Consider the following 20,795-nt stretch of genomic DNA (forward strand, 5'->3'; position numbering starts at 1 on the left):
GGCCGGGCGTCGAACTCGCGCTTGACGCTTCGAGGCGCGCGCCCCTAACGTCCGCCGGCCCAGCCCGCCGACGACGGTTCGGCCGGCGCCGGGAATTTCCCGCCTTCCTGTTGTTCCTGCCCATGGAGAGCCGCGCGTGGCCCAGAAGCTCATTCTCGATGTCGATACCGGAACCGACGACGCGGTCGCCATCATGCTGGCGGCGCTGCACCCGGAGATCGAGCTGATCGGCGTCACCACGGTCAACGGCAATGTCGAGGTGAAGTTCTGCACCGACAACACGCTGCGCGTGCTCGACCATATCGGCCGTTCCGACATCCCTGTCTACGAGGGCTCGAACCGTCCCTTGGTGCGCGACAATTTCCCGGTCGCGCGCGGCGTCACCGATCAGGCGTCGAAGTTCCATGTCGAGACGCTGCCCGTGCCGGCGGCGAAGTCGAGGAAGGCCGACAAGGGCGCCGTCGACTATCTGGTCGAGACCTATCGCAATGCCACCGATCCGATCGTGCTGATGCCGGTCGGCCCGCTCACCAACATCGCGGCGGCGCTCGCCGCCGATCCGGATTTCGCCAGCCGCGTGCCGGAGCTGATCATCATGGGCGGCGGCCACGAGATCGGCAACATGACGCCGTCGGCCGAGTTCAACATCTGGGCCGATCCGGAAGCGGCGGCGCGCGTCTTCAATGCCGGCTTCGAGAAGGTGACGCTGGTGACGCTCGACGCGACGCACCGGGCGCTGGTGTCCTATGCCGATTGCGACCATCTCGCCATGCTCGGCACCCCGGCCGCGCAGGCGACCTCTGACATCGTCCGCTTCCGTATCGAGATGCACGACATCGCCCAGAAGATGGACGTGCTCGGCACCGCGCCGGTGCATGACGCCGTCTGCGTCGCCTATCTCGTCGACCGCGAGATCCTGACGACGCGGCACCTGCATGTCGACGTCGAGACCGGCGGCGCGCTGACCGTCGGCCGCACCGTCATCGACACGCATTTCCGGGGAAACCGCGCGCCGAACGCCGACGTCGCCTTCGACGCCAACCCGAAGCGCTTCGTCGCCATGCTGGCCGACATCTTCTCCCGTCCGCACGGGTAGGGCTCGGCAAGTCCGCTCTGCCATCTCCCCGGACTCAGGCGTCATCCCTGCGAAAGCAGGGATCCATCTTTCGAGGCAACGGGGGTCTCGTCCTGTGAAAACACGGCTGCATGAATCCCGGGTCAAGCCCGGGATGACGGCGAGGGTGGAGAGGACGACGGCGCGTGTGCCGGCGCGCGTCGAAGGTCACCCCCGCCGCTCGACCGCCTCCGACGGCACGTCGAAGCGGCGGATGTGCTTTGCCGCCGCTTCGTCGAGCGCGTCCTCGTAGCCGGCGTCGGCATAGCGCATGACGCCGAGCGAGGTGTCGTTGGTAAGCGCCCGCGCCAGCCGCTCGCCCGCCGTCGGTCGGCCGTCGGCGATCAGGGTCACGCCGGCCGAGGTCATGTAGCCGGCATAGCCGCCGCCGCCGGAATGCACCGTGACGAGGTCGGCGCCGGAGGCGGATAGCGCCATCGCGTCAAGGAGCGGCCAGTCGGCGATCGCGTCCGAGCCGTCGCGCATCTTCTCGGTCATGATGTTCGGATGCGCCATAGCGCCGGCGTCGAGATGGTCGCGCGAAAAGGCGATCGGGCCGGAGAGGGCGCCTGATGCCACCATGTCGTTGACGGCGAGCGCCAGCTCGGTGCGGGCGCCGTGGCCGAGCCAGGCGATCCGCGCCGGCAGGCCTTCGAACGGCACGTTCTCGCGGGCGAGGCGGATCCAGTTGGTGACGATGGCGTTGTCGGGGAACCGCTCCAGCACGAGGTCGTCGATGCGGCGGATGTCGTCGGGATCGTTGGAGAGCGCCATCCAGCGGAACGGGCCGATGGCGCGGGCGAACAGCGGCCGCAGATAGGCCTCGGTGAAGATCGGGATGTCGAAGGCGTTCGCGACGCCCGCCTCGCGCGCCTGGGTGCGGATCAGGTTGCCGTTGTCGAACACGACCGAGCCATGTCTCTGGAAATCGAGCATGGCGCGGACATGCGGGACGATCGAGGCGCGCGACAGCGCCATCAGTTTCGCCGGATCGTTCTGCCGCAGCGCCCGGACCTCGGCGAGCGGCAGGCCCGCCGGCACATAGCCGTAGACGAGGTCGTGCGCCGAGGTCTGGTCGGTGACGATATTAGGCACGATGCCGCGCCGAAAAATCTCGGGGTAGATCTCGGCGGCGTTGCCGACGAGCGCGACCGACAGCGCCTCGCGGTGATGGCGGGCATGCGCGATGCGCTGCAGCGCCGTGTCGAGGTCGGGCGCGATCTCGTCGACATAGCCGATCGCCCTGCGCTTCTCCGCCCGCTCCGGGTCGACATCGACGGTGAGGATGGCGGCATTGGCCATGCGGCCGGCGAGCGGCTGCGAGCCCCCCATGCCGCCGAGCCCGGCGGTCAGGATGAAGCGTCCCGCGAGATCGCCGCCGAAGTGCTTCTCGGCGATGCGCATGAAGATCTCGTAGGTGCCCTGGATGACGCCCTGGCTGCCGATATACTGCCAGGCGCCGGCGGTGAGCCCGCCCCAGCAGATCAGGCCCTTCTTCTCCAGCTCGTAGAAATATTCGGCCTTCGCCCATTGGCCGATGATGTTGCAGTTCGCCATGATGACGATCGGCGCCTGCACCTGGGTGCGGAGGAGGCCGATCGGCTTGCCGGACTGCACCACCAGCGTCTCGTCTTCCTCCATCGTCGTCAGCGCCTCGACGATGGCGTCATGCGCCGCCCAGTTGCGCGCCGCCTTGCCGAGCGCGGCATAGACGACGAGGCTGTCGGGGTCCTCGCCGACCGAGAGTACGTTTTCCAGGAGCCGCAGCAGGCCCTCCTGCCGCCAGCCCTTGCAGCGGAGCGTCGTTCCCGAGGTGACGGGATAGCGGGGGTTCCGCATCACTTCCTGCCCTTCCGCTTCTTCTTCGGCGTCTCCTCGAACACATAGCGCGCGATCTCGATGCCCATAGCCGCCTCGACCGGCGGGTAGACGGAGGGATCGAGCACGCCGGCCGAGAGCGGGATGATCGCCTTCGGCACATGCAGCACATGCACGGTCATGCCGACACGGAGCTGGCCGACCGACAGCGGCTCGCCGTCCTTGTCGAGCGTGGTGATCACGTCCGGGAAGGTGGCGAGGCGGGCGCCGCCGGCGTCGTCGATCGCCATGTATTCGTTCATGACATGCAGCGTCATCGCCTGGTCGCCGCTGCCGATCACCACGGTGCCGATGTCGAAGGCGGCGTTGGTGTAGACGACGTCCTTCTTCGTGATCCGGCCGGAAACGGCGATGTGGCCGCCCGTCGTCCTGCAGATCGCGTCGATGACGGCGGCGCCCTTGCTGTGGCCGGTATGCCGGCCCTCGGCGGCGAGGATCGCCTCGCCCAGCGCCAGCGCCATCGAGATGCCGCCCAGCGCCGCGTTCTTCTTCACATAGCTGGCGCGCACCGGGTTGCGCGCCGAGGCGATGAAGCCGCCCGACATGTCGGAAGCGGTCCGGAGCACCGGCGACACCTTGGCCGTCGCGCCGCGCACGACCAGCTCGATGTAGCGGTTCTCGGCGCGGTTGCCGCCGACCGCCGTCTGGATCGTCGGTTCCGGCGAGGCGGCGAGCCCGATCGAGCCCATGTCGCCGGTCGGGTGCGCGCGGATGTCGCCGACGGCGTCGAGCACCCGCGTGCCGAGGATGGCCGAGGGCAGCCAGCCGTTCAGCGTCGAGGAGCGGCCGTTCTGGCCCACCATCAGCGCGGCGATCGGCTCGCCCATCGCCTCCTGCAGCAGCCGTACCGCCTTGACGTAGTCGACGCCCTGCATCTCCCAGGCCGTGGTGCCGGCCGGCGCGCCGATCGCCGCGGCGGTGGCGACCCAGTCGTCCTTGGCGAGTTCCTCGACCGAGACCAGTTCGGGCCGGCCGATGCGCACCGCCGCGAGCCCGAGCATGCGGCCGTGGTCGGCCCAGCCGCCGCCACCGGCCGCGTAGACCGAGCCGCCGCGCACGGCGGGCTCGACGTCCTTCTCGGTCAGGATGCGGCCCATGGTCGGTCTCCTTCTGTCAGGCGAGCAGTTTGTCGAGATAGAGCACGGCCTGGTGCAGCACGGCGGCGCCGGCGGCGACCTCGCCCGGCTCGGTCCATTCTTCCGGCGTGTGGCTGCGTCCGTCGCGCGAGGGAATGAAGATCATCGCCGAGGGCGCGACGCGCGAGAACCAGGCCATGTCGTGGCCGGCGCCGGACGCCATCCGGCGCGCCGCGAAGCCGAACTTCTCGGTCGACTGCTCCAGCACCTCGAGCAGCAGCGGATCGGAGAGCGCCGGACGATTGTCGGAGATGGCGCGGAAGCTGGTGATCTCGGCGCCAGAGCCGGAAATCGCCCGCTCGATCAGCGGCGGCAGCTCGGCGACGAAGCCCTCCATGAAGCTCCGCTCCTCGGCCCGCGCGTCTACCAGCAGCGTCACCCGGCTCGGCACGACATTGCCGGCATTGGGCTCGACGCGGAATTCGCCGACGGTGGCAACGAAATGGCCGTGGCCGGCGGCGGCGCGCCTCTGCGCGTCCTTGCGGATCACCGTGACGGCGGCGGCGGCGGCGACCAGCGCGTCGCGGCGCAGATGCATCGGCGTCGTGCCGGCGTGGTCGGCCTGGCCCTCGATGACGATCTCCAGTCGCGTGATGCCGGAAATCGCCGTGACGATGCCGATGTCGCGCCGTTCGTCCTGCAGCACCGGCCCCTGCTCGATATGCAGCTCGAGATAGGCCGCGATGTCGTCGCGCCGCGCCGCGCCGACATCGGCGGCGTCGCCGCCCATGCGGTTGATGGCGTCGTGCAGGATCTCGTGGCTGTCCGGCGCCTGGCGTCTGAGCTGCTCGGTCGAAAGCTGGCCCGCTATGGCGCGGCTGCCGATGCAGGAAAGCCCGAAGATCGAGACCTCCTCGGCCAGGCAGTCGATCACCTCGAGCGGGTGATCGAGCACGACCCCGTCGCGGTGCAGGCTGCGCGCCACGGCGATGCCCGCCATCACGCCGGCGGTGCCGTCGAAGCGGCCGCCGTCAGGCACGGTGTCGGTGTGCGAGCCGAGGACGATCGCCTTGTGGCCCGGGAAGCGGCCCTCGCGCCGGCCGATCATGTTGCCGGCCGTATCGAGCCGGACCGTCAGCCCGGCCTCGCGCATGCGTCGGGCGACATAGGCGCGGCCTTCCAGGAATACGGTGGAGAAGGCGCGCCGGGTCCACGGCCGGTCGGGGTCCGTGATCTCGGCGAGCGCCATCAGGTCGTCCCAGAGCCGGGTCGCGTCGATGGGCAGATTGGTACGCATAAGGTTCAGATCTCGATCGGCAGGGACGCGAGGGGACGCACGAAACGGCCCGAGCCGGGCTCGGCCAGGACGTTCCGGCCATCGAAGACCGGATTTCCGCGCAGGAACGTGCCGCTCACCCGCCAGGGGAGGGTCATGCCGTGATACGGACTCCAGCCCACGACATTATGCCCGCTCGCCGCCGCGTCATAGAGCTGCGGCTCCGGTGTCAGCACGATGATGTCGGCATCCTTGCCGACCTCCAGCGCGCCCTTTTCATGGTCGATGCGGAAGTGCCGCGCCGGGTTCGCCGCCATCAGCCGCGCCGCCCAGGTGAGCGGAATGCCGCGTTCCAGCGCGCCCTTGACGAAGAGCGGCACCATCACCTCTAGCCCGGGCACGCCGGAGGCGTTGTCGAGCATGGCCGGCCTGGTCTTGCGGTCCTCCGACCACGAGACATGGTCAGTCGAGACCAGCGTGACGCTGCCCTCAGCCACCTGCCGCCACAGCGCTTCGACCTCGGCGCGCGGCCGGATAGGCGGATTGATCTTCGCCTTGCCGCCGAGCCGGCAGACGTCGTGCTCCTCGTCGAGCGTCAGATAGTGGATACAGACCTCGACCGTCGCCGCGTGTCCCTCGGCGCGGTAGCGCGCGGCGAGTTCCGCCCCGCGCGCCAGCGAGGAGTGAACGACATGCGCCGGGCAGCCGGTCATAGCGCCGGTCTCGAAGATCTCGACATCGGCGAGGAGTTCCGTGATCGGCGGCCGCGACAGGCCATGCGCCCGCCAGTCGGTGATGCCGGCGGCGCGGACGCGCGCCATGTGGGCGTCGACCGCCTCGTGGATCTCGTTGTGGACGCCGGCCGTCAGCCCGGTCGGCGCGATGGCGGCGAAGCAGTCGGCCAGAAGCGCCGGCGCGATGCGGGGAAACCGCTTCGGGTCGGTGCCGAAAGTGGAGAACTTGAAGGCGGCGACGCCGGCCGCCACCATTTCGCGGATGCGCGACGTGCCTTCCTCTGGATCGATCGTGCCGTAAAGCGCGAAATCGACGCGCGCCTGCGCGCCAGCATGCGCCACCTTCCTCCGCACCGCCTCGGCCGAGCAGACGAGATTGCCCTCGTCATAGGGCATGTCGACGATGGTGGTGACGCCGCCGGCCGCCGCCGAGCGGGTCGACCAGATGAAATCCTCCTGGTCCTTCTGGCTCAGCGAATGCACCTGCGCGTCGATGGCGCCGGGCAGGATCAGGGCCTTGCCCAATTCGTGCCGTTCCGGCGCCGAAGGCGCTTCGCCCTGGCCGACCATCGCGATCCTGCCGTCGCGCACGGCGACGAAGCCGCCCTCGATCAGGCGATCGGCGGTGACGACGGTTCCGGACAGGACGAGATCGAAATCGCTCATGCGGTCACCGGGGGGTTGGCTGGGATCGAATCGCGGGGGCGAAGCGTCCACGGCGCAGGCTTGCCGCCATGTTGACGGCTTTGCCGTCGAAATGGAAAGGCCGTTCTGTGAGAGAGGCGCGCTGCGCCGGCGGCGCCGTCGCCGACCTTCGATTCCAGACCCATTTCGCCCCCGCCAGTGGCCACGCCGCTGCATGCGGCCCAAGGGGTCGATAGTGAAGGGCGTTTGCCGACGCTGTGACTGAAGTCACAGCGACCCTTCGGCCAGCCGCCCCGTCCGCTTGGCGACATGCTGCTCGAGGATCGCCAGCCCGTCATAGATCAGCACGGCGAGCAGCGCGACGATGATGCCGCCCTGCAGGATGAACGAGGTGTTGGAGGTCAAGAGGCCCGCGATGATCACTTCGCCGAGCCCCTTCGCCGCCACCGTCGAGCCGATCGTCGCCGTGCCCATGTTGATCACCACCGACAGGCGGATGCCGGCCAGGATCACGGGAAGCGCCAGCGGCAGCTCGACCCGGAACAATTGTTGCGACGGACTGAGGCCCATGCCGCGCCCCGCCTCGACGATGTTCTCCGGCACTTCCTTGAGCCCGGTGATCGTGTTCTCGAAGATCGGCAGCAGGCCGTAGAGGACGAGCGCGATAAGGGTCGGCTTGACGCCGAAGCCGACCACCGGCACGGCGAGCGCCAGGACGGCGACGGGCGGGAAGGTCTGGCCGATATTGACCAGGCTCCTCGACAGCGGCAGGAACTCCGCCCTCATCGGCCGCGTCACGAACACCCCCATCACGAGCGCCAGCGCGGCGCCGATCACGCTCGCCACCGCGACGAGCGCGAGATGGGCGAGCGTCAGGCTGAGCAGGCTCGACTGGGTGTAGATCACCGGCGCGTTGTTCTCGGTGAACGGCTTCAGGATCGGCTCGAACCATTCGGGCCGAAGCACGAGCGCGAGGAGCAGCGCCAGCGCCGCGAGGCGGGCGAGCGGGCCGACGAACCGCCTCATCTCGGACTGCTCGCTGCCGGACCGCTTGCCGGCAGGCCGCCGGTCGGGCCGCCGGCATGCGCGATCAGCGCGGCGAGCGAGATCCGGCCGCGGGCGCTGCCGTCGCTGGCGGTGACGGGGAGGGCGTCGCGCTGCTGCCAGAGCAGCTCGGAAAGCGCGTCGCGCAGGGTCGCGGTTTCGAGGATGGGCGGCCCCTCCGCCGTGCCGGGCTCGACGATCTGCGAGACCGGCGCGAGCGAAAGCAGCCGGAACGGCCGGTCGACGCCATCGACCAGCCGGGCGACGAAGCCGGGCGCCGGCCGGGCGAGGATCTCGGTCGGCGTCGCGTATTGCAGCAGCTTGCCCTTGTCCATCACGGCGATCCGGTCGCCGAGATGGATCGCTTCCTCCATGTCGTGGGTGACGAGCACGACGGTGATGCCGAGCCGCTGCTGGACCGCGAGGAGATCCTCCTGCGCCTTGGCGCGGATGATCGGGTCGAGCGCGCCGAACGGCTCGTCCATCAGCAACAGGCCGGGCTCGGCGGCGAGCGCGCGGGCGACGCCGACGCGCTGCTGTTCGCCGCCGGAGAGCTGATGCGGGAATTTCTCGCGGAAATCGGCCGGCTTCATGCTGAAGAGGGTCAACAGCTCGTCGACGCGCCTGGCTATGCGGGCGGAATCCCAGCCGAGCAGCGTCGGCACGGTGGCGATGTTGCGGGCGACCGTCCAGTGCGGGAACAGGCCGTTGCCCTGGATGACATAGCCGATGCCGCGCCGGAGCTCCTCGCCGGAGACAGCGGCGGTGTCCTTGCCGTCGATCAGGATCGTGCCGGCGGAAGGCTCGATCAGCCGGTTGATCATGCGGAGCGTCGTCGACTTGCCGGAGCCCGACGTGCCGACGATCACCGTGATGGTGCCGCGTTCGACCGAGAGCGAGACGTCGTCGACGGCGATCTGGTCGCCGAAGCGGCGGCTGACATGTTCGAGTTCGATCAAAGCCGGCGCCTTTCGGAAAGCTCGATGGCCGCGTCGAGCAGGACGGCGGCGGTGAAGGCGAGCGCGATGGTGGGAACCGCGCCGAGCAGCACGAGGTCGGTGGCGGCCTGGCCGATGCCCTGGAAGACGAAGGTGCCGAAGCCGCCGCCGCCGATCAGGGCCGCGATGGTGACGAGGCCGATGTTCTGCACCAGCACGATGCGGATGCCGGTGAGGATGACCGGCAGCGCCAGCGGCAGCTCGACCTGGAACAGGCGCTGGTGGCGGGTCATGCCCATGCCCTCGGCCGCCTCGACCACCGAGCGGCGCACCTCGCCGAGCCCGACGACGGTGTTGGCGACGACCGGCAGCAGCGAATAGAGGAACAGCGCGATCAGCGCCGGCGCCGTGCCGATGCCGCGGATGCCGAGCGAGGCGGCGAGAGGCGACCAGGCGGCGAGCAGGCCGAGCGGGACGATCATCAGCCCGTACATCGCCATCGACGGCACGGTCTGGATGATGTTGAGGACGGGAAGCGTGATGCCGCGCAGCGTCGCGTTGCGGTGGCAGGCGACGCCGAGCGGCAGGCCGATGACGACGGCGGCGGCGAGCGAACCCAGCGCCAGTTCGATGTGTTTCGCCCCCTCGCGCCAGAACTTCTGCGAATTGGTGGCGTATTCCTTCAGGATCGACAGCCCGTCCCAGTGGCCGGAGCCGAGAATGACCGCCACCGCCACCACGGCGCCGGCGAGCATGGCGAGCCGCGCCAGCGGCCCGAGCCGGAGCTTGGCGATGGCGTCGGTGGTGAGCACGTCGAAGGCGAAGGCCATCAGCCAGAAGCCGGAAGCCGGCGAGACGCGGGCATAGGTGTTTTCGGGCGGCACGACGGTCGCCGGCACGATGCCGATCAGGATGGCGAGCAGCAGCAGCGACCCGATGCCGGTGGCGAGCCGGAGCAGCGCCCCGGTCCGGAGAACGGCGACGATGGTGGCGATCGACAGCACGCCGATCCCGATCGCCGCCCACAGTGTCGGCAGCGAGGCGGACAGGCTGAGGCCCTGGCCGGAGATGAGGCGATTGGGTTTCAGGGTCGCGAAGGGCTGCCAGTCCATGCCGAGCACGGCGATAACAGCAACGACGACGCCGACGCGGTCGAGGCGCGCGGTCAGGGGCTGGGCTGCGGTCTGGCTCGCTTCCGTCACGCCGGATGGCTCCCTCTCGTTGCCGAAGAGCTTAAGGGCAATTCGGCGTACCGCAAGGTTAACGCGGGGCTAACAGGCGAGCATGCTGTTAACAGCCGCCGGACGGCGTGGTTTCGACGCCGTCCGGGTTTCACGTGAAGCGGGTTTCGGCGCCCGGGCGCTACTTCACGAAGCCCTTCTGGGTCAGGAACGCCTTGGCGACGTCCTTGGCCGGCTCGCCGCCGACCTGGATGCGGCCGTTCAGCTCCTGCAACGTCTTCAGATCGAGCGCGGCGAACACCGGCTTCAGCGCTTCCTCGATCTTCGGGAACTTCTTCAGCACTTCCTCGCGGATGATCGGCGCCGGGGCATAGACCGGCTGCACCGACTTGTCGTCGTCGAGCACGACGAGGCCGGCCGCCTGGATCGCGCCATCCGTGCCATAGACCATGGCGGCGTTGACGCCGTCGGTCTGCTCGGCCGCCGCCTTGATCGTCGCCGAGGTGTCGCCGCCGGAGAGGACCAGCAGCTGCTCGGGCTTCAGCGCGAAGCCATAGGCGGTCTGGAAGGCGGGAAGCGCCGCGGCGGAATTTACGAACTCGGCCGAGCCGGCCAGCTTCACCTTGCCGCCACCTGTCACCCACTTGCCGAAATCGCTGAGCGATTTCAGGCTGTTGGCACTCGCTACGTCGCCGCGAAGACCGATCGCCCAGGTGTTGTTGGCGGGCGAGGGCGAAAGCCAGACGATCTTGTTGGCGTCATAGTCGAGCGTCTTCGCCGTCTCGTAGCCCTTGGCGGCGTCCTTCCAGAGCGGGTCGTCCGCCTTGTTGAAGAAGAAGGCCGCGTTACCCGTATATTCCGGGTAGATGTCGATCTCGCCGGCGGTGATCGCCTTGCGCACGACCGGCGTGCCGCCGAGCGAGATGCGGTCCTCGACCGTGATCCCGTTGGCCTCGAGCACCTGGGCGATGACGTTGCCGAGCAGCGTGCCCTCGGTATCGATCTTCGACGAGACGACGACATCGGCCGCGTGCGCCGCGCCGAGCGAGGCGAGGAGCGCGGTGGCGGCCGCAAGGGTCTTCAAGGCTTTCATGGCGGAATTCCTCTACTGTCGGTGGATCTGGCGGTTTGCTTTCTTCTTAGGGTTCCGCGCGCGTCAACGCGAGAAAATCAGCTCGTCCGTTGTTATGGATTCGTAGAAATTCCTGACTGTCTCCAAGAGCGCCGGCTGAAAAAGGTTGCGTTCGATGGTCTCGATGTCGAGCGACAGCGCGCGATCCTTGTGCAGGAACGCCACCTCGGAGCGGACGGAATCATAGACGGCGGCGACCAGGCCGGCCGGCTTCATCCCCTGCATGTCGAGCCCCTGCGCGGCGAGCAGCGCCTCGATCGCCGTCATCATCTTCAGCGCCGCGACCTGGCGGTTGAGCCGTTCGACGATCAGCGGCGCGAACATCGCCTCGTCCTCCATGCCGCCGGCGATCAGCAGCGGCATGGCGGAAACCGGCGCCAGCTCGCCCATGACGCGGCTGGCGAGGTCGCCGGCGAGCTTGACCAGCGGACCGAAGCCGGTGGCGTCGGTCGTCTCCGAGACGAGGTTGGCCGGCAGCACGCCGCGGCCGCCATTGGCGATCAGGACAATGCGGTTCAGGATATTGCGGGCGAGATGGGCGAGGCCGGGCCCGACGGATTGCAGCGTCAGCGCCAGTTCCAGCGGCAGCGAGCCGCCCGAGGCCATCGGAATGCCGTCTATGACGACGGGATTGTCGTCCGGCCGCGCCGTCGCCGCCTCGACGGCGGCGGCTGCGAAGGCGACCACGCCGGCCGAAGCGCCGAAGATCTGCGCCATCATGCGGAGGCTGAGCGGGTCGTGCAGATGGGTGGCGGGCGCCCACGGGAAGGCTTCGGCGACGGCGGTGAGCACGGTGCCAGCGGCGGCCTCCCGCGGCGAACCGATGCGGATGGCGACCCGCCAGGGCTCCGGCGACGCTCGCAGCGCCGCCGCCGCGCTCGAGCCTGTGGCCATGGCGACGCGCACCGTCTGCGCCGCGTCGATCAGCGTCGCGCCGGCGCTGGCGATCGTCAGCGCATTGGTGCTGACGGCCGAAAGCGCGTCCTTCAGGCGGAACACCAGCGGCGTCAGCCCGGCGGCGCGCAGCGCGTCGGCGGCCGATCTCAGTACGCCGCGATGGAACACCTGTCCCTCGCCGGCGAGCGCCGTCGCGACCTGGCTCATCAGCCCGATATCGGCGGCGCCGATCGAGCCGAGCCGCCGCACCACCGGCACGATGTCGGCGTCGAGGGCCGCCACATAGGCGCGCACCAGTTCCGGACTGCAGCCGACCATGCCGGAAAGCGCGGTGTTGACGCGGATGGCGATGCCGGCGCGGACGATCTCCGGCGCGAGCGGCTCGCCGACGCCGAAATGATGGGCGCGCACCAGGTCGGTGCGGTCGGCCGAGGCCGCTAGCGCGACGGCGCGATCCTTGATGGCGCCGACGCCGGTCGTGACGCCATAGAGCGGCCTTCCGCCCTCGACGGCGCCGCGCACCGCTTCATAGGCGGTCGCCACCTCGACGAGGCGGGTCTCGCAGGGAACGACATGCAGAAGACCGCGCCCGATCAGGGAGAGGGTCGAAAGGCGGAGGGCCGAGCCGTCCAGGGTCACGGTATCGCGAGGCGATGCCATCCGGTCGTCAGGGAGAGCTTCGGCGGCAGGCGGCATGATGTCCTTCGTCAGATGGAGAGTTGAAGCCCCGTCGCAGCTTAGCCGAAATTCGGCGCGATCAGCTATATCTGCCGATCCGCCAGGCCGGTTGCCGCGTCACCCCGGCGCAATTGATCCGCGCCGGGCGGGAGGCCATGATCGGCACCCGTTTCGACTCGAACCAAGCCAAGGATGAATGCCGTGAGCGACAGCCTGATCGACAGTTCCGACGTCGCCATTCCGATCCACGCGGTGGATCCGGAAGGGCTCGATGCGCTGCTGGCGTCGATCGGCGAGGTCGAGGCGGCCTGGGCGCGCTCGACCGGCTTCGACGCCGCGGCCGGCGCCGTCACCATCATCGCCGATGCGGGCGGCCGCATCGGCCGGGTGCTGTTCGGCCTCGGCCGCTCTGACAGGAGCCGCGCCGCGATGATCACCGGCAAGCTCTCGGCGATGCTGCCGCAGGGCGACTACCAGTTCGCCACCGAGCTGCCTGATCCGATGCTGGGCGCGGTCGGCTGGGCGCTCGGCAATTACCGCTTCGAGCGCTACAAGACCAATCTGTCGCCGATTCCCCGCCTCGTGGTGCCGCGCGGCGTCGACCCGGCTGAGGCGCGCGGCATGGCGCGGGCGATCACCATGGTCCGCGACCTGATCAACACGCCGGCGAACGATCTCGGCCCGGCGGAGCTGTCGCAGGCGATTCACGATCTCGGCGCGCGCTTCGGCGCCAAGGTCAGCGAGATCGTCGGTGACGAACTGCTTTCGGCCAACCTGCCGATGATCCATGCCGTCGGCCGCGCCGCCGACGTCGATCGCGAGCCGCGCCTGGTTGATCTCGTCTGGGGCAATCCCGCCCATCCCAAGGTCACGCTGGTCGGCAAGGGCGTCACCTTCGATACCGGCGGTCTCGACATCAAGCCGTCGAGCGGCATGCTGCTTATGAAGAAGGACATGGGCGGCGCCGCCAACACGATGGGCCTGGCGCACATGATCATGGAGGCGAAGCTGCCCGTCCGGCTGCGTCTCCTGGTGCCGACGGTCGAGAACGCGATCTCCGGCCCCGCCTTCCGGCCCGGCGACGTGCTGCGCTCGCGCGGCGGCGTCACGGTGGAGATCGGCAATACCGATGCCGAGGGGCGGCTGATCCTGGCGGACGCTCTGGCCGTCGCGGCGGAGGAGGATCCGGCGCTGCTGATCGACCTCGCCACCCTGACCGGCGCGGCGCGCGTCGCGCTCGGCCCCGAGCTTCCGGCGGTCTACACGCATGACGAGGCGCTTGCTGCCGATCTCGCCCGCCATGCCGTCCAGCGCCTCGATCCGCTCTGGCGGCTGCCGCTCTGGGCGCCCTATGAGGCGATGATCGATTCCAAGATCGCCGATATCAACAATGCCGGCGCCGGCGGCTTCGCCGGTTCGATCACGGCGGCGCTGTTCCTGGACCGTTTCGTTCCCAAGACGATCCCGTGGATCCATGGCGACATCTATGCCTGGAACGCGTCGAGCCGGCCCGGCCGGCCGGAGGGCGGCGAGGCGCAGACGATCCGCGCCCTGTTCGCCCTGATCCAGGAGCGATTCGGCACGGCATAGGAGCGGAATCGCAACCTTGTCTTGTGGAGGAGGCAGGCGGGCGCTTAGATAGATCGGATCCGAAACGATTGGATGAGGGGAGCCGTCCATGCCCGTCGAACTGCGTCCAACCCAGGCGCTGCGCCTCTGGCATGACGTGACGCTCGATCTGGTCCGCGACGGCGAGCACGATCTCTCGGCCCGCCAGATGGCCGTGCTGCTAACCGTCTATCTCGAGCTGCCGCCGCACACCGTGCGCGGTCTCGCCGCCAAGCTCGGCGTGACCAAGCCGGCGATCACCCGCGCGCTCGACACGATGGGGCGGCTCGGCCTCGTCAGCCGTCACCGCGATGCCAAGGATCGCCGCAATGTCGTGATCCAAAGGACCGTTGCCGGGGCGCTGGCGGTCGAACGCCTCGGCGATCTCGTCATCGCCCGCCACAAGGAACTGCCGCTTTGACGCTGGATCCCCGCATGCATGCCTACCGTCCGGATCTTGCGGATATCCGGTTGCAGGCACAGGTCGAGGCCGCGCGTTTCGTCGAGGGAGAACGGCGCCGTGTCGCCGCGCCGACCACGCCGATCCGCAGCGCGCCGCGCTCCGACGCGTCGATCAACAGCGAGGCGCTGCGCGGCGAGGTGGTGCGGGTGTTCGAGGCGACCGCCGAGGGCTGGGCCTGGATCCAGCTTGAAACCGACTCCTATGTCGGCTTCGTCTCGTCGGACGCGCTGGGGCCGGTCGATCCTGCGCCAACGCATCGCGTCACCGCGCTCCGCACCTTCGTCTATCCGGTGGCCGATCTGAAGTTTCCGCCGGTCACCGCGCTCTCGATCGGCAGCCTGCTAACCCTCGGCGGCGAGGCGGAGACACGCGGCACGCGCTATCGCTGGCTGGGGGACGGCAGCGGCACCGTCATCGCCCGTCACGTCGCGGCGCTGGACGAGGCGGCAGCCCCCGATTATGTCGCGGTCGCCGAGCGCTTCCTCGAAACGCCCTATCTATGGGGTGGCCGGTCCGGCTTCGGGCTCGATTGCTCGGGGCTGGTGCAGGTCGCTCTGGCGGAGGCTGGCGTCCGGGTCCCTCGCGATACCGACCAGCAAGAGCAGGCGATCGGTTCGCGGGTCGAAAAAGGTATCGATGGCTCGCTCCGGCGGGGTGATCTCGTTTTCTGGAAAGGGCATGTCGGCATCTTGCGAGATTCCGAAACGCTGCTGCATGCAAGTGGCCTGCAGATGGTTGTCGTTTCGGAACCGCTGGCGGATGTTCTTGGGCGCTATGCCGGTATAGGCCTCGTCGCAACTACCGTTCGACGCCCCTGATCCTAACCGTAACCCTGCCGCTTCCTTACTTCTTCGTAATCAGGGCGATCTGGCCTCCCGCTTGAGGCAGGTCAATGCTATTGGCTCGCCACGGTTTAGAACCGTTTGAAACACTTCGTTCGGGGCGATCGGGGCGCAGGACGATGGGGTCGGCGATGCAAAGAACCGCCAAATATATCGAGGAGCTGTCGGGTCAGCTGAGCCAACTCGCTCAGCAACATGGCCTCCAGGACCTGGCCTATCTGCTCAAGCTGGCCTCGGAGGAGGCCAGGGCGAACGTAGAGCGGGCCGCGGAGGGACTGCCGTCCGCGTCGGGCGAGACGCGCGGCTAGGTTCCGGATCGAGAAAGGTCGTCGGCGTGCCCCCCGGTTCGCCGGCACCCTCCGGAGCGCTTCATGGAAACGTGAAGCGCTCCAATTTTTTCAGATAGCGCGTTGGTTAGTAGCCGCGCGTGACATCGACCAGATTGCCGAGCGGCTTTCCGGCCTCGAAATCGAGGATCTGTCGATGGATGCCGACTGCGAGCACGCTTGCCTCGCTGGAAGCGGCGACATGCGGCGTCACGACCACGCGCGGGTGGCCCCAGAACGGGCTGTCGGCGGCGAGCGGCTCCGGCTCGAACACGTCGAGGCTGGCGCCGATCAGGCGGCCGTCGTCGAGCGCGGCGAGGATGTCGGCGTCGACCTGCAGCCCGCCGCGGCCGGCATTGATCAGCACCGGCCCGCCGAGCGCTCCGTCCCTGGCAAGCCGATCGAATACCGAGGCGTTGAGGATGCCGCGCGTATCCGGCGTCAGTGGCACCAGCGCGACGAGGATGTCGGTGCGGCCGAGGAAGGCGGTGAGGCCGTCCTCGCCGTGGAAGCACTCGATGCCGGCAATGTCCTTGGCCGAGCGGCTCCAGCCGGCGACCTGGAAGCCGAGGCGGGCGAGCACTTCCGCCGCGTCGCGTCCGAGCTCGCCTAGGCCCATGATGCCGACGCGGACGTCGTGGGCGACCGGCTGGCGCAGCTCGCGCCATTGGCGCGCGGCCTGCTGGCGGGCGTAGGCGAGATGCTGGCGGTGGTGCAGCAGCACCTGCAGCGTCACCCATTCGGTCATGCGGGTGGTGAGGTCGAGATCGACGACGCGGACGATCGGCACGTCGGGCAGGGCTGTGTTGCCGACGACATGATCGACGCCGGCGCCGAGCGAGAACACCGCCTTGAGGTTGGGAAGATCGGCAAAGGCCTCCGCCGGCGGACGCCAGGCCAGCACATAGTGGATGGCGGCCCGGTCCGGCACGTCCGGCCAGATCGCCAGCGGCCGCTCCGGCTCGCGGCCGAAGGGCGCCGCCCACGGCTCCGGCGCCCAATTGCCGGAGGCGATCAGGACGCCGGGCAGAACGGTCTTGTCGGTCATTGCGAAACGATGCCTTCCGGGGCCGTCTCGATCGAGAAGGCGGCTGCGATCAGGGCGCGGGTATAGTCGGTTTCCGGCGCGGTGAAGATCTTCTCCGAGGCGCCGCGCTCGACCACCTTGCCGCCGCGCATGACGACGACCTCGTTGGCGAGCGCGCGCACCACTTTGAGATCGTGGCTGATGAACAGATAGGCGAGGCCGTGCCGCTTCTGCAGGTCGCGCAGGAGGTCGACGACCTGTGCCTGCACGGACATGTCGAGTGCCGAGGTCGGTTCGTCGAGCATGACGAATTGCGGCTCCAGCACCATGGCGCGGGCAATCGCGATGCGCTGGCGCTGGCCGCCGGAGAATTCGTGCGGATAGCGGTGTCGGGTCGCCGGATCCAGGCCGACTTCCTCCAGCCCCTGCGCCACCTTCCGCTCCCGCTCGCGGTACGAGAGCTGCGGCTCATGCACGCGAAGCCCCTCGGCGACGATCTCGCCGACCGACATGCGCGGGCTGAGCGAGCCGAACGGATCCTGGAAAACGATCTGCATGTGCCGGCGCAGCGGCCGCATCGCCTGAAAGCCGCGACTGTCAATGCGTTCGCCGCGGAAGTCGATCGCGCCCTTCGAGCTGATCAGCCGCATCATGGCGAGGCCGAGCGTCGTCTTGCCCGAGCCGGATTCGCCGACGACGCCGAGCGTCTGGCCGCGCCGGACGGCGACGTCGATGCCGTCGACCGCCTTGATGTTGTCAACCGTGCGCCGGAAGATGCCGCGCTTGATCGGGAACCAGACCTTGAGATCATGCGTCTGCACGACGACCGGTGCGCTGTCGTCGGCCGGCGGCGGCGCGCCCTTCGGTTCGGCCGCCAGCAGGTGCCTGGTGTAGCTGTGCTGCGGGTGGGCGAAGATTTCCTTCGTCGGCCCCTGTTCGACGATCTTGCCCTTGGTCATCACGCAGACCCGGTCGGCGATCTTGCGCACGATGCCGAGGTCATGGGTGATGAACAGCATCGCCATGCCGGTGCGGCCCTGGATCTCCTTCAGGAGCTTCAGGATCTGCGCCTGAACGGTGACGTCGAGCGCGGTGGTCGGCTCGTCGGCGATCAGCAGGTCCGGCTCGTTGGCAAGCGCCATCGCGATCATGACACGCTGGCGCTGGCCGCCCGAAAGCTGGTGCGGATAGGCGTTCAGGCGCTTTTCCGCGTCACGGATGCCGACCTCGACGAGCAACTCGAGGATACGCTTCTCCGCCGCCTTGCCAGACATGCCGCGATGGATCTTCAGGATCTCGCCGATCTGCTGCGAGATCGTGTGCAGCGGGTTGAGCGAGCTCATCGGCTCCTGGAAGATCATCGTGACGTCGTTGCCGCGCACCTTGCGCAACTCGCGGTCGCTGGCGGTCAGGAGGTCCTTGCCGTGGAGCAGGATGCGGCCGGTCGGGTGCTCGGCCGAAGGGTAGGGCAGCAGCTTCAATATGGAGAGCGCCGTCACCGACTTGCCGGAGCCGGATTCGCCGACCAGCGCGACGGTTTCGCCGCGCCCGACGGTGAACGAGATCCGGTCGACGGCGACGGTGCGCGTCTCTCCCTGCAGGAAGTGGACGGAGAGGTCCTCGACGGCGAGGAGCGGGGCGGTGCCGGGTTCGGCGGTCATGGTCTTTTCCGTCATCAGCCGAACGTCTTTCTGGGGTCGAACGCGTCGCGCACGGCCTCGCCGATGAAGACCAGCAGGCTCAGGATCACCGAGATGACGACGAAGCCGGTCAGGCCGAGCCAGGGCGCCTGAAGGTTGTTCTTGCCCTGCGCCAGCAATTCGCCGAGCGACGGCGAGCCCGGCGGCAGGCCGAAGCCGAGGAAGTCGAGCGAGGTCAGCGTGGTGATCGAGCCGTTCAGGATGAAGGGCAGGAAGGTCAGCGTCGCCACCATGGCGTTGGGCAGGACGTGGCGGACGATGATCGTCCGGTTCCTGACGCCGAGCGCCCGCGCCGCTCGGACATATTCGAAGTTTCGGGCGCGCAGGAATTCGGCGCGCACCAGCCCGACCAGCCGGACCCAGGAGAACAGCAGCAGGATGCCGAGGAGGACCCAGAAGCTCGGGACCAGGATCGAGGCCATGATCAAGAGGATGTAGAGCTCGGGCAGCGAGGTCCAGATGTCGATGAAGCGCTGGAAGATCAGGTCGAGCCAGCCGCCGAAATAGCCCTGCACCGCGCCGGCGAGGATGCCGATCGCCGAGGAGACGACGGTGAGTACCAGGCCGAACAGCACGGACAGGCGCACGCCATAGAGCAGGCGCGCGACGACGTCGCGGCCCTGGTCATCGGTGCCCATCCAGTTGAAGTTGCCGAGCGTGCAATTGGGGTCGGCGTCGCCGAGCGGATAGGCGCGGCAGCGATCTTCCTTCGGGATCATCCACCAGGGCGGGGCGGGCGCCGGCGTCGCCATGTCGTTGTTGACGGTGTCGTAGGAATAGCGGATCGGCGGCCAGATCATCCAGCCATTGGCGTTGATCTCTTCCTGGATGAAGGGATCGCGGAAGTTGGTGGTCGCCAGGAAGCCGCCGAACTTCTCCTCCGGATAGTCGGTGAAGACCGGCAGCAGCAATTCGCCCTTGTAGGAAGCGACCAGCGGCCGGTCGTTGGCGATGAAGTTCGAGCAGAGCGTCAGCCCGAACAGTGCCAGGAAGATCCAGAGCGACCAGTATCCGCGCCGGTGCGCCTTGAAATTGCGCCAGCGGCGGAGATTGAGCGGCGAGAGCGCCAAGCGGCTCGGCTCGATTTCGCGGGCTTGTATGGAGACATCGGTCACGTCAGACATCCCGCTTTTCGAAATCGATGCGCGGATCGATCCAGGTGTAGGTCAGGTCGGAAAGCAGGCCGATGACGAGCCCCATGAGCGAGAAGATGAAGAGCGTTGCGAACACGACGGGATAGTCGCGGTTGATGACGGATTCGAAGCCGAGCAGGCCGAGCCCGTCGAGCGAGAAGATCGTCTCGATCAGCAGCGATCCGGCAAAGAAGGATGTGATGAACGCACCGGGGAAGCCGGCGATGACGATCAGCATCGCGTTGCGGAAGACATGGCCGTAGAGCACCTTGCGCTCCGACAGCCCCTTGGCGCGCGCCGTCACGACATATTGCTTTCGGATCTCGTCGAGGAATGAGTTCTTGGTCAGCAGCGTCGTCGTGGCGAATTGTGATAGCGACATGGCGATGATCGGCAGCGCGATGTGCCAGAAATAGTCGACGATCTTGCCGCCGAGCGACAGGCTGGAGAAATTGTCCGAGGTCAGCCCCCGGAGCGGGAACCAGTCGAAGAAGCTGCCGCCGGCGAACAGTACCACCAGCAGGATGGCGAACAGGAAGCCGGGGATGGCATAGCCAACGACGATCACCGCCGAGGTCCAGATGTCGAAGCGGGCGCCGTCGCGAACCGCCTTGGCGACGCCGAGCGGGATCGAGATACCGTAGGAAATCAGCGTCATCCAGAGCCCGAGTGTGATCGAGACGGGCAACTTTTCCTTGATCAACTGCAGCACGCTGATATCGCGGAAATAGCTCTGGCCGAAATCGAAGCGGATGTAGTTCCAGAGCATCAGGCCGAAGCGCTCCAGCGGCGGTTTGTCGAAGCCGAACTGCTTTTCGAGCTTGGCGATGAACTCCGGGTCGAGCCCTTGCGCGCCGCGATATTTCGAGGAGACGGGAGCGCTTCCCAGAGTCCGGTCCTGCCCGCCCATGCCGGCATCGGCGCCGCCGCCACCGCCGATCCGGTTGGTCGCGGAGACGTCATTGCCCTGCAACTGGGCGATGACGCGCTCGACAGGACCGCCGGGCGCGAACTGCACGATGATGAAGCTGATCGCCATGATGCCGAAGATCGTCGGGATCATCAGCAGGATGCGTCGAAAGATATAGGCTGCCATCTGTCTC

At 68.2% G+C, this 20,795-nt stretch carries 18 protein-coding genes; 5 read left to right on the forward strand and 13 right to left on the reverse strand.

What is annotated here, in order from left to right:
- Window positions 1–136 precede the first annotated feature (136 nt).
- Window positions 137–1,096, forward strand: coding sequence for a nucleoside hydrolase (locus tag OSH07_RS01855; protein WP_266336896.1), 960 nt, complete (start codon window positions 137–139; stop codon window positions 1,094–1,096).
- A 186-nt stretch (window positions 1,097–1,282) separates the two neighbouring features.
- On the opposite strand, the gene OSH07_RS01860 is transcribed toward OSH07_RS01855, so the two are convergent.
- The 9 genes from OSH07_RS01860 to OSH07_RS01900 all read right to left on the reverse strand — a co-directional run bounded on the left by OSH07_RS01860 (window position 1,283) and on the right by OSH07_RS01900 (window position 12,575).
- On the reverse strand, window positions 1,283–2,953 hold the full coding sequence (locus OSH07_RS01860) for a urocanate hydratase (RefSeq protein ID WP_266336897.1): 1,671 nt from the start codon (window positions 2,951–2,953) through the stop codon (window positions 1,283–1,285).
- The gene (locus OSH07_RS01865; protein ID WP_266336898.1) at window positions 2,953–4,089 is read right to left on the reverse strand and encodes a DUF917 domain-containing protein; all 1,137 of its coding nucleotides are present in this window, start codon (window positions 4,087–4,089) and stop codon (window positions 2,953–2,955) included. Before OSH07_RS01865 ends, OSH07_RS01860 begins: the two co-directional genes overlap by 1 nt.
- A 16-nt stretch (window positions 4,090–4,105) precedes the next feature.
- The gene (locus tag OSH07_RS01870; RefSeq protein WP_266336899.1) at window positions 4,106–5,365 is read right to left on the reverse strand and encodes a Zn-dependent hydrolase; all 1,260 of its coding nucleotides are present in this window, start codon (window positions 5,363–5,365) and stop codon (window positions 4,106–4,108) included.
- 5 nt (window positions 5,366–5,370) lie between these two features.
- Window positions 5,371–6,744: a dihydroorotase gene (locus tag OSH07_RS01875; protein WP_266336900.1), complete on the reverse strand. Its 1,374-nt coding sequence runs from the start codon at window positions 6,742–6,744 to the stop codon at window positions 5,371–5,373.
- Between the two features lie 246 nt (window positions 6,745–6,990).
- Window positions 6,991–7,749 carry an ABC transporter permease gene (locus tag OSH07_RS01880; protein WP_266336901.1) on the reverse strand — a complete coding sequence of 253 codons (759 nt, stop codon included), beginning with the start codon at window positions 7,747–7,749 and terminating at the stop codon, window positions 6,991–6,993.
- The gene (locus tag OSH07_RS01885) at window positions 7,746–8,726 is read right to left on the reverse strand and encodes an ABC transporter ATP-binding protein (RefSeq protein ID WP_266336902.1); all 981 of its coding nucleotides are present in this window, start codon (window positions 8,724–8,726) and stop codon (window positions 7,746–7,748) included. The genes OSH07_RS01880 and OSH07_RS01885 overlap by 4 nt, the downstream gene beginning before the upstream one ends.
- On the reverse strand, window positions 8,723–9,874 hold the full coding sequence (locus OSH07_RS01890) for an ABC transporter permease (protein ID WP_266337364.1): 1,152 nt from the start codon (window positions 9,872–9,874) through the stop codon (window positions 8,723–8,725). Before OSH07_RS01890 ends, OSH07_RS01885 begins: the two co-directional genes overlap by 4 nt.
- A gap of 193 nt (window positions 9,875–10,067) precedes the next feature.
- A complete protein-coding gene (gene osmF / locus OSH07_RS01895) occupies window positions 10,068–10,979 on the reverse strand; it encodes a glycine betaine ABC transporter substrate-binding protein OsmF (RefSeq protein ID WP_266336903.1) in 912 nt (303 codons plus the stop codon).
- A 63-nt stretch (window positions 10,980–11,042) separates the two neighbouring features.
- Complete coding sequence (locus tag OSH07_RS01900) at window positions 11,043–12,575, reverse strand: aromatic amino acid lyase (protein WP_266336904.1); 1,533 nt, start codon at window positions 12,573–12,575, stop codon at window positions 11,043–11,045.
- A 210-nt stretch (window positions 12,576–12,785) separates the two neighbouring features.
- Here OSH07_RS01900 and OSH07_RS01905 point away from each other — a divergent pair, with 210 nt between their 5' ends.
- The 4 genes from OSH07_RS01905 (at window position 12,786) to OSH07_RS01920 (ending at window position 15,814) form a co-directional block, all read left to right on the forward strand.
- Window positions 12,786–14,183 carry a leucyl aminopeptidase family protein gene (locus OSH07_RS01905; RefSeq protein WP_266336905.1) on the forward strand — a complete coding sequence of 466 codons (1,398 nt, stop codon included), beginning with the start codon at window positions 12,786–12,788 and terminating at the stop codon, window positions 14,181–14,183.
- Between the two features lie 88 nt (window positions 14,184–14,271).
- Window positions 14,272–14,622 carry a MarR family winged helix-turn-helix transcriptional regulator gene (locus tag OSH07_RS01910; protein ID WP_266336906.1) on the forward strand — a complete coding sequence of 117 codons (351 nt, stop codon included), beginning with the start codon at window positions 14,272–14,274 and terminating at the stop codon, window positions 14,620–14,622.
- Between the two features lie 14 nt (window positions 14,623–14,636).
- On the forward strand, window positions 14,637–15,482 hold the full coding sequence (locus OSH07_RS01915) for a C40 family peptidase (protein ID WP_266336907.1): 846 nt from the start codon (window positions 14,637–14,639) through the stop codon (window positions 15,480–15,482).
- A 155-nt stretch (window positions 15,483–15,637) separates the two neighbouring features.
- Window positions 15,638–15,814 (forward strand): hypothetical protein, encoded by a 177-nt coding sequence (locus OSH07_RS01920; RefSeq protein WP_266336908.1) that lies wholly within the window; start codon window positions 15,638–15,640, stop codon window positions 15,812–15,814.
- 106 nt (window positions 15,815–15,920) lie between these two features.
- Here the strand turns inward: OSH07_RS01920 and OSH07_RS01925 are convergent, their stop codons facing one another.
- The 4 genes from OSH07_RS01925 to OSH07_RS01940 are packed head-to-tail and all read right to left on the reverse strand — an operon-like array spanning window position 15,921 to window position 20,788.
- The gene (locus OSH07_RS01925) at window positions 15,921–16,880 is read right to left on the reverse strand and encodes a 2-hydroxyacid dehydrogenase (protein WP_266336909.1); all 960 of its coding nucleotides are present in this window, start codon (window positions 16,878–16,880) and stop codon (window positions 15,921–15,923) included.
- A complete protein-coding gene (locus OSH07_RS01930; RefSeq protein WP_266336910.1) occupies window positions 16,877–18,520 on the reverse strand; it encodes an ABC transporter ATP-binding protein in 1,644 nt (547 codons plus the stop codon). Before OSH07_RS01930 ends, OSH07_RS01925 begins: the two co-directional genes overlap by 4 nt.
- Before the next feature lie 14 nt (window positions 18,521–18,534).
- Entirely contained in the window at window positions 18,535–19,683 is a 1,149-nt protein-coding gene (locus OSH07_RS01935; RefSeq protein ID WP_266336911.1) for an ABC transporter permease, read from the reverse strand.
- Complete coding sequence (locus tag OSH07_RS01940) at window positions 19,676–20,788, reverse strand: microcin C ABC transporter permease YejB (protein ID WP_266336912.1); 1,113 nt, start codon at window positions 20,786–20,788, stop codon at window positions 19,676–19,678. Before OSH07_RS01940 ends, OSH07_RS01935 begins: the two co-directional genes overlap by 8 nt.
- Between the last annotated feature and the right edge of the window lie 7 nt (window positions 20,789–20,795).

It is taken from the genome of Kaistia nematophila (assembly GCF_026343855.1).
Lineage (GTDB): Bacteria > Pseudomonadota > Alphaproteobacteria > Rhizobiales > Kaistiaceae > Kaistia > Kaistia nematophila.

What these genes read in the sequence shown, in the direction of transcription:
- OSH07_RS01940 (WP_266336912.1), bottom strand. Translation starts at nt 20,788, where the DNA reads ATGGCAGCCTATATCTTTCGACGCATCCTGCTGATGATCCCGACGATC.
- OSH07_RS01880 (WP_266336901.1), bottom strand. Translation starts at nt 7,749, where the DNA reads ATGAGGCGGTTCGTCGGCCCGCTCGCCCGCCTCGCGGCGCTGGCGCTG.
- OSH07_RS01860 (WP_266336897.1), bottom strand. Translation starts at nt 2,953, where the DNA reads ATGCGGAACCCCCGCTATCCCGTCACCTCGGGAACGACGCTCCGCTGC.
- OSH07_RS01905 (WP_266336905.1), top strand. Translation starts at nt 12,786, where the DNA reads ATGAATGCCGTGAGCGACAGCCTGATCGACAGTTCCGACGTCGCCATT.
- OSH07_RS01930 (WP_266336910.1), bottom strand. Translation starts at nt 18,520, where the DNA reads ATGACCGCCGAACCCGGCACCGCCCCGCTCCTCGCCGTCGAGGACCTC.
- OSH07_RS01865 (WP_266336898.1), bottom strand. Translation starts at nt 4,089, where the DNA reads ATGGGCCGCATCCTGACCGAGAAGGACGTCGAGCCCGCCGTGCGCGGC.
- OSH07_RS01925 (WP_266336909.1), bottom strand. Translation starts at nt 16,880, where the DNA reads ATGACCGACAAGACCGTTCTGCCCGGCGTCCTGATCGCCTCCGGCAAT.
- OSH07_RS01900 (WP_266336904.1), bottom strand. Translation starts at nt 12,575, where the DNA reads ATGGCATCGCCTCGCGATACCGTGACCCTGGACGGCTCGGCCCTCCGC.
- osmF (WP_266336903.1), bottom strand. Translation starts at nt 10,979, where the DNA reads ATGAAAGCCTTGAAGACCCTTGCGGCCGCCACCGCGCTCCTCGCCTCG.
- OSH07_RS01910 (WP_266336906.1), top strand. Translation starts at nt 14,272, where the DNA reads ATGCCCGTCGAACTGCGTCCAACCCAGGCGCTGCGCCTCTGGCATGAC.
- OSH07_RS01915 (WP_266336907.1), top strand. Translation starts at nt 14,637, where the DNA reads ATGCATGCCTACCGTCCGGATCTTGCGGATATCCGGTTGCAGGCACAG.
- OSH07_RS01875 (WP_266336900.1), bottom strand. Translation starts at nt 6,744, where the DNA reads ATGAGCGATTTCGATCTCGTCCTGTCCGGAACCGTCGTCACCGCCGAT.
- OSH07_RS01935 (WP_266336911.1), bottom strand. Translation starts at nt 19,683, where the DNA reads ATGTCTGACGTGACCGATGTCTCCATACAAGCCCGCGAAATCGAGCCG.
- OSH07_RS01920 (WP_266336908.1), top strand. Translation starts at nt 15,638, where the DNA reads ATGCAAAGAACCGCCAAATATATCGAGGAGCTGTCGGGTCAGCTGAGC.
- OSH07_RS01870 (WP_266336899.1), bottom strand. Translation starts at nt 5,365, where the DNA reads ATGCGTACCAATCTGCCCATCGACGCGACCCGGCTCTGGGACGACCTG.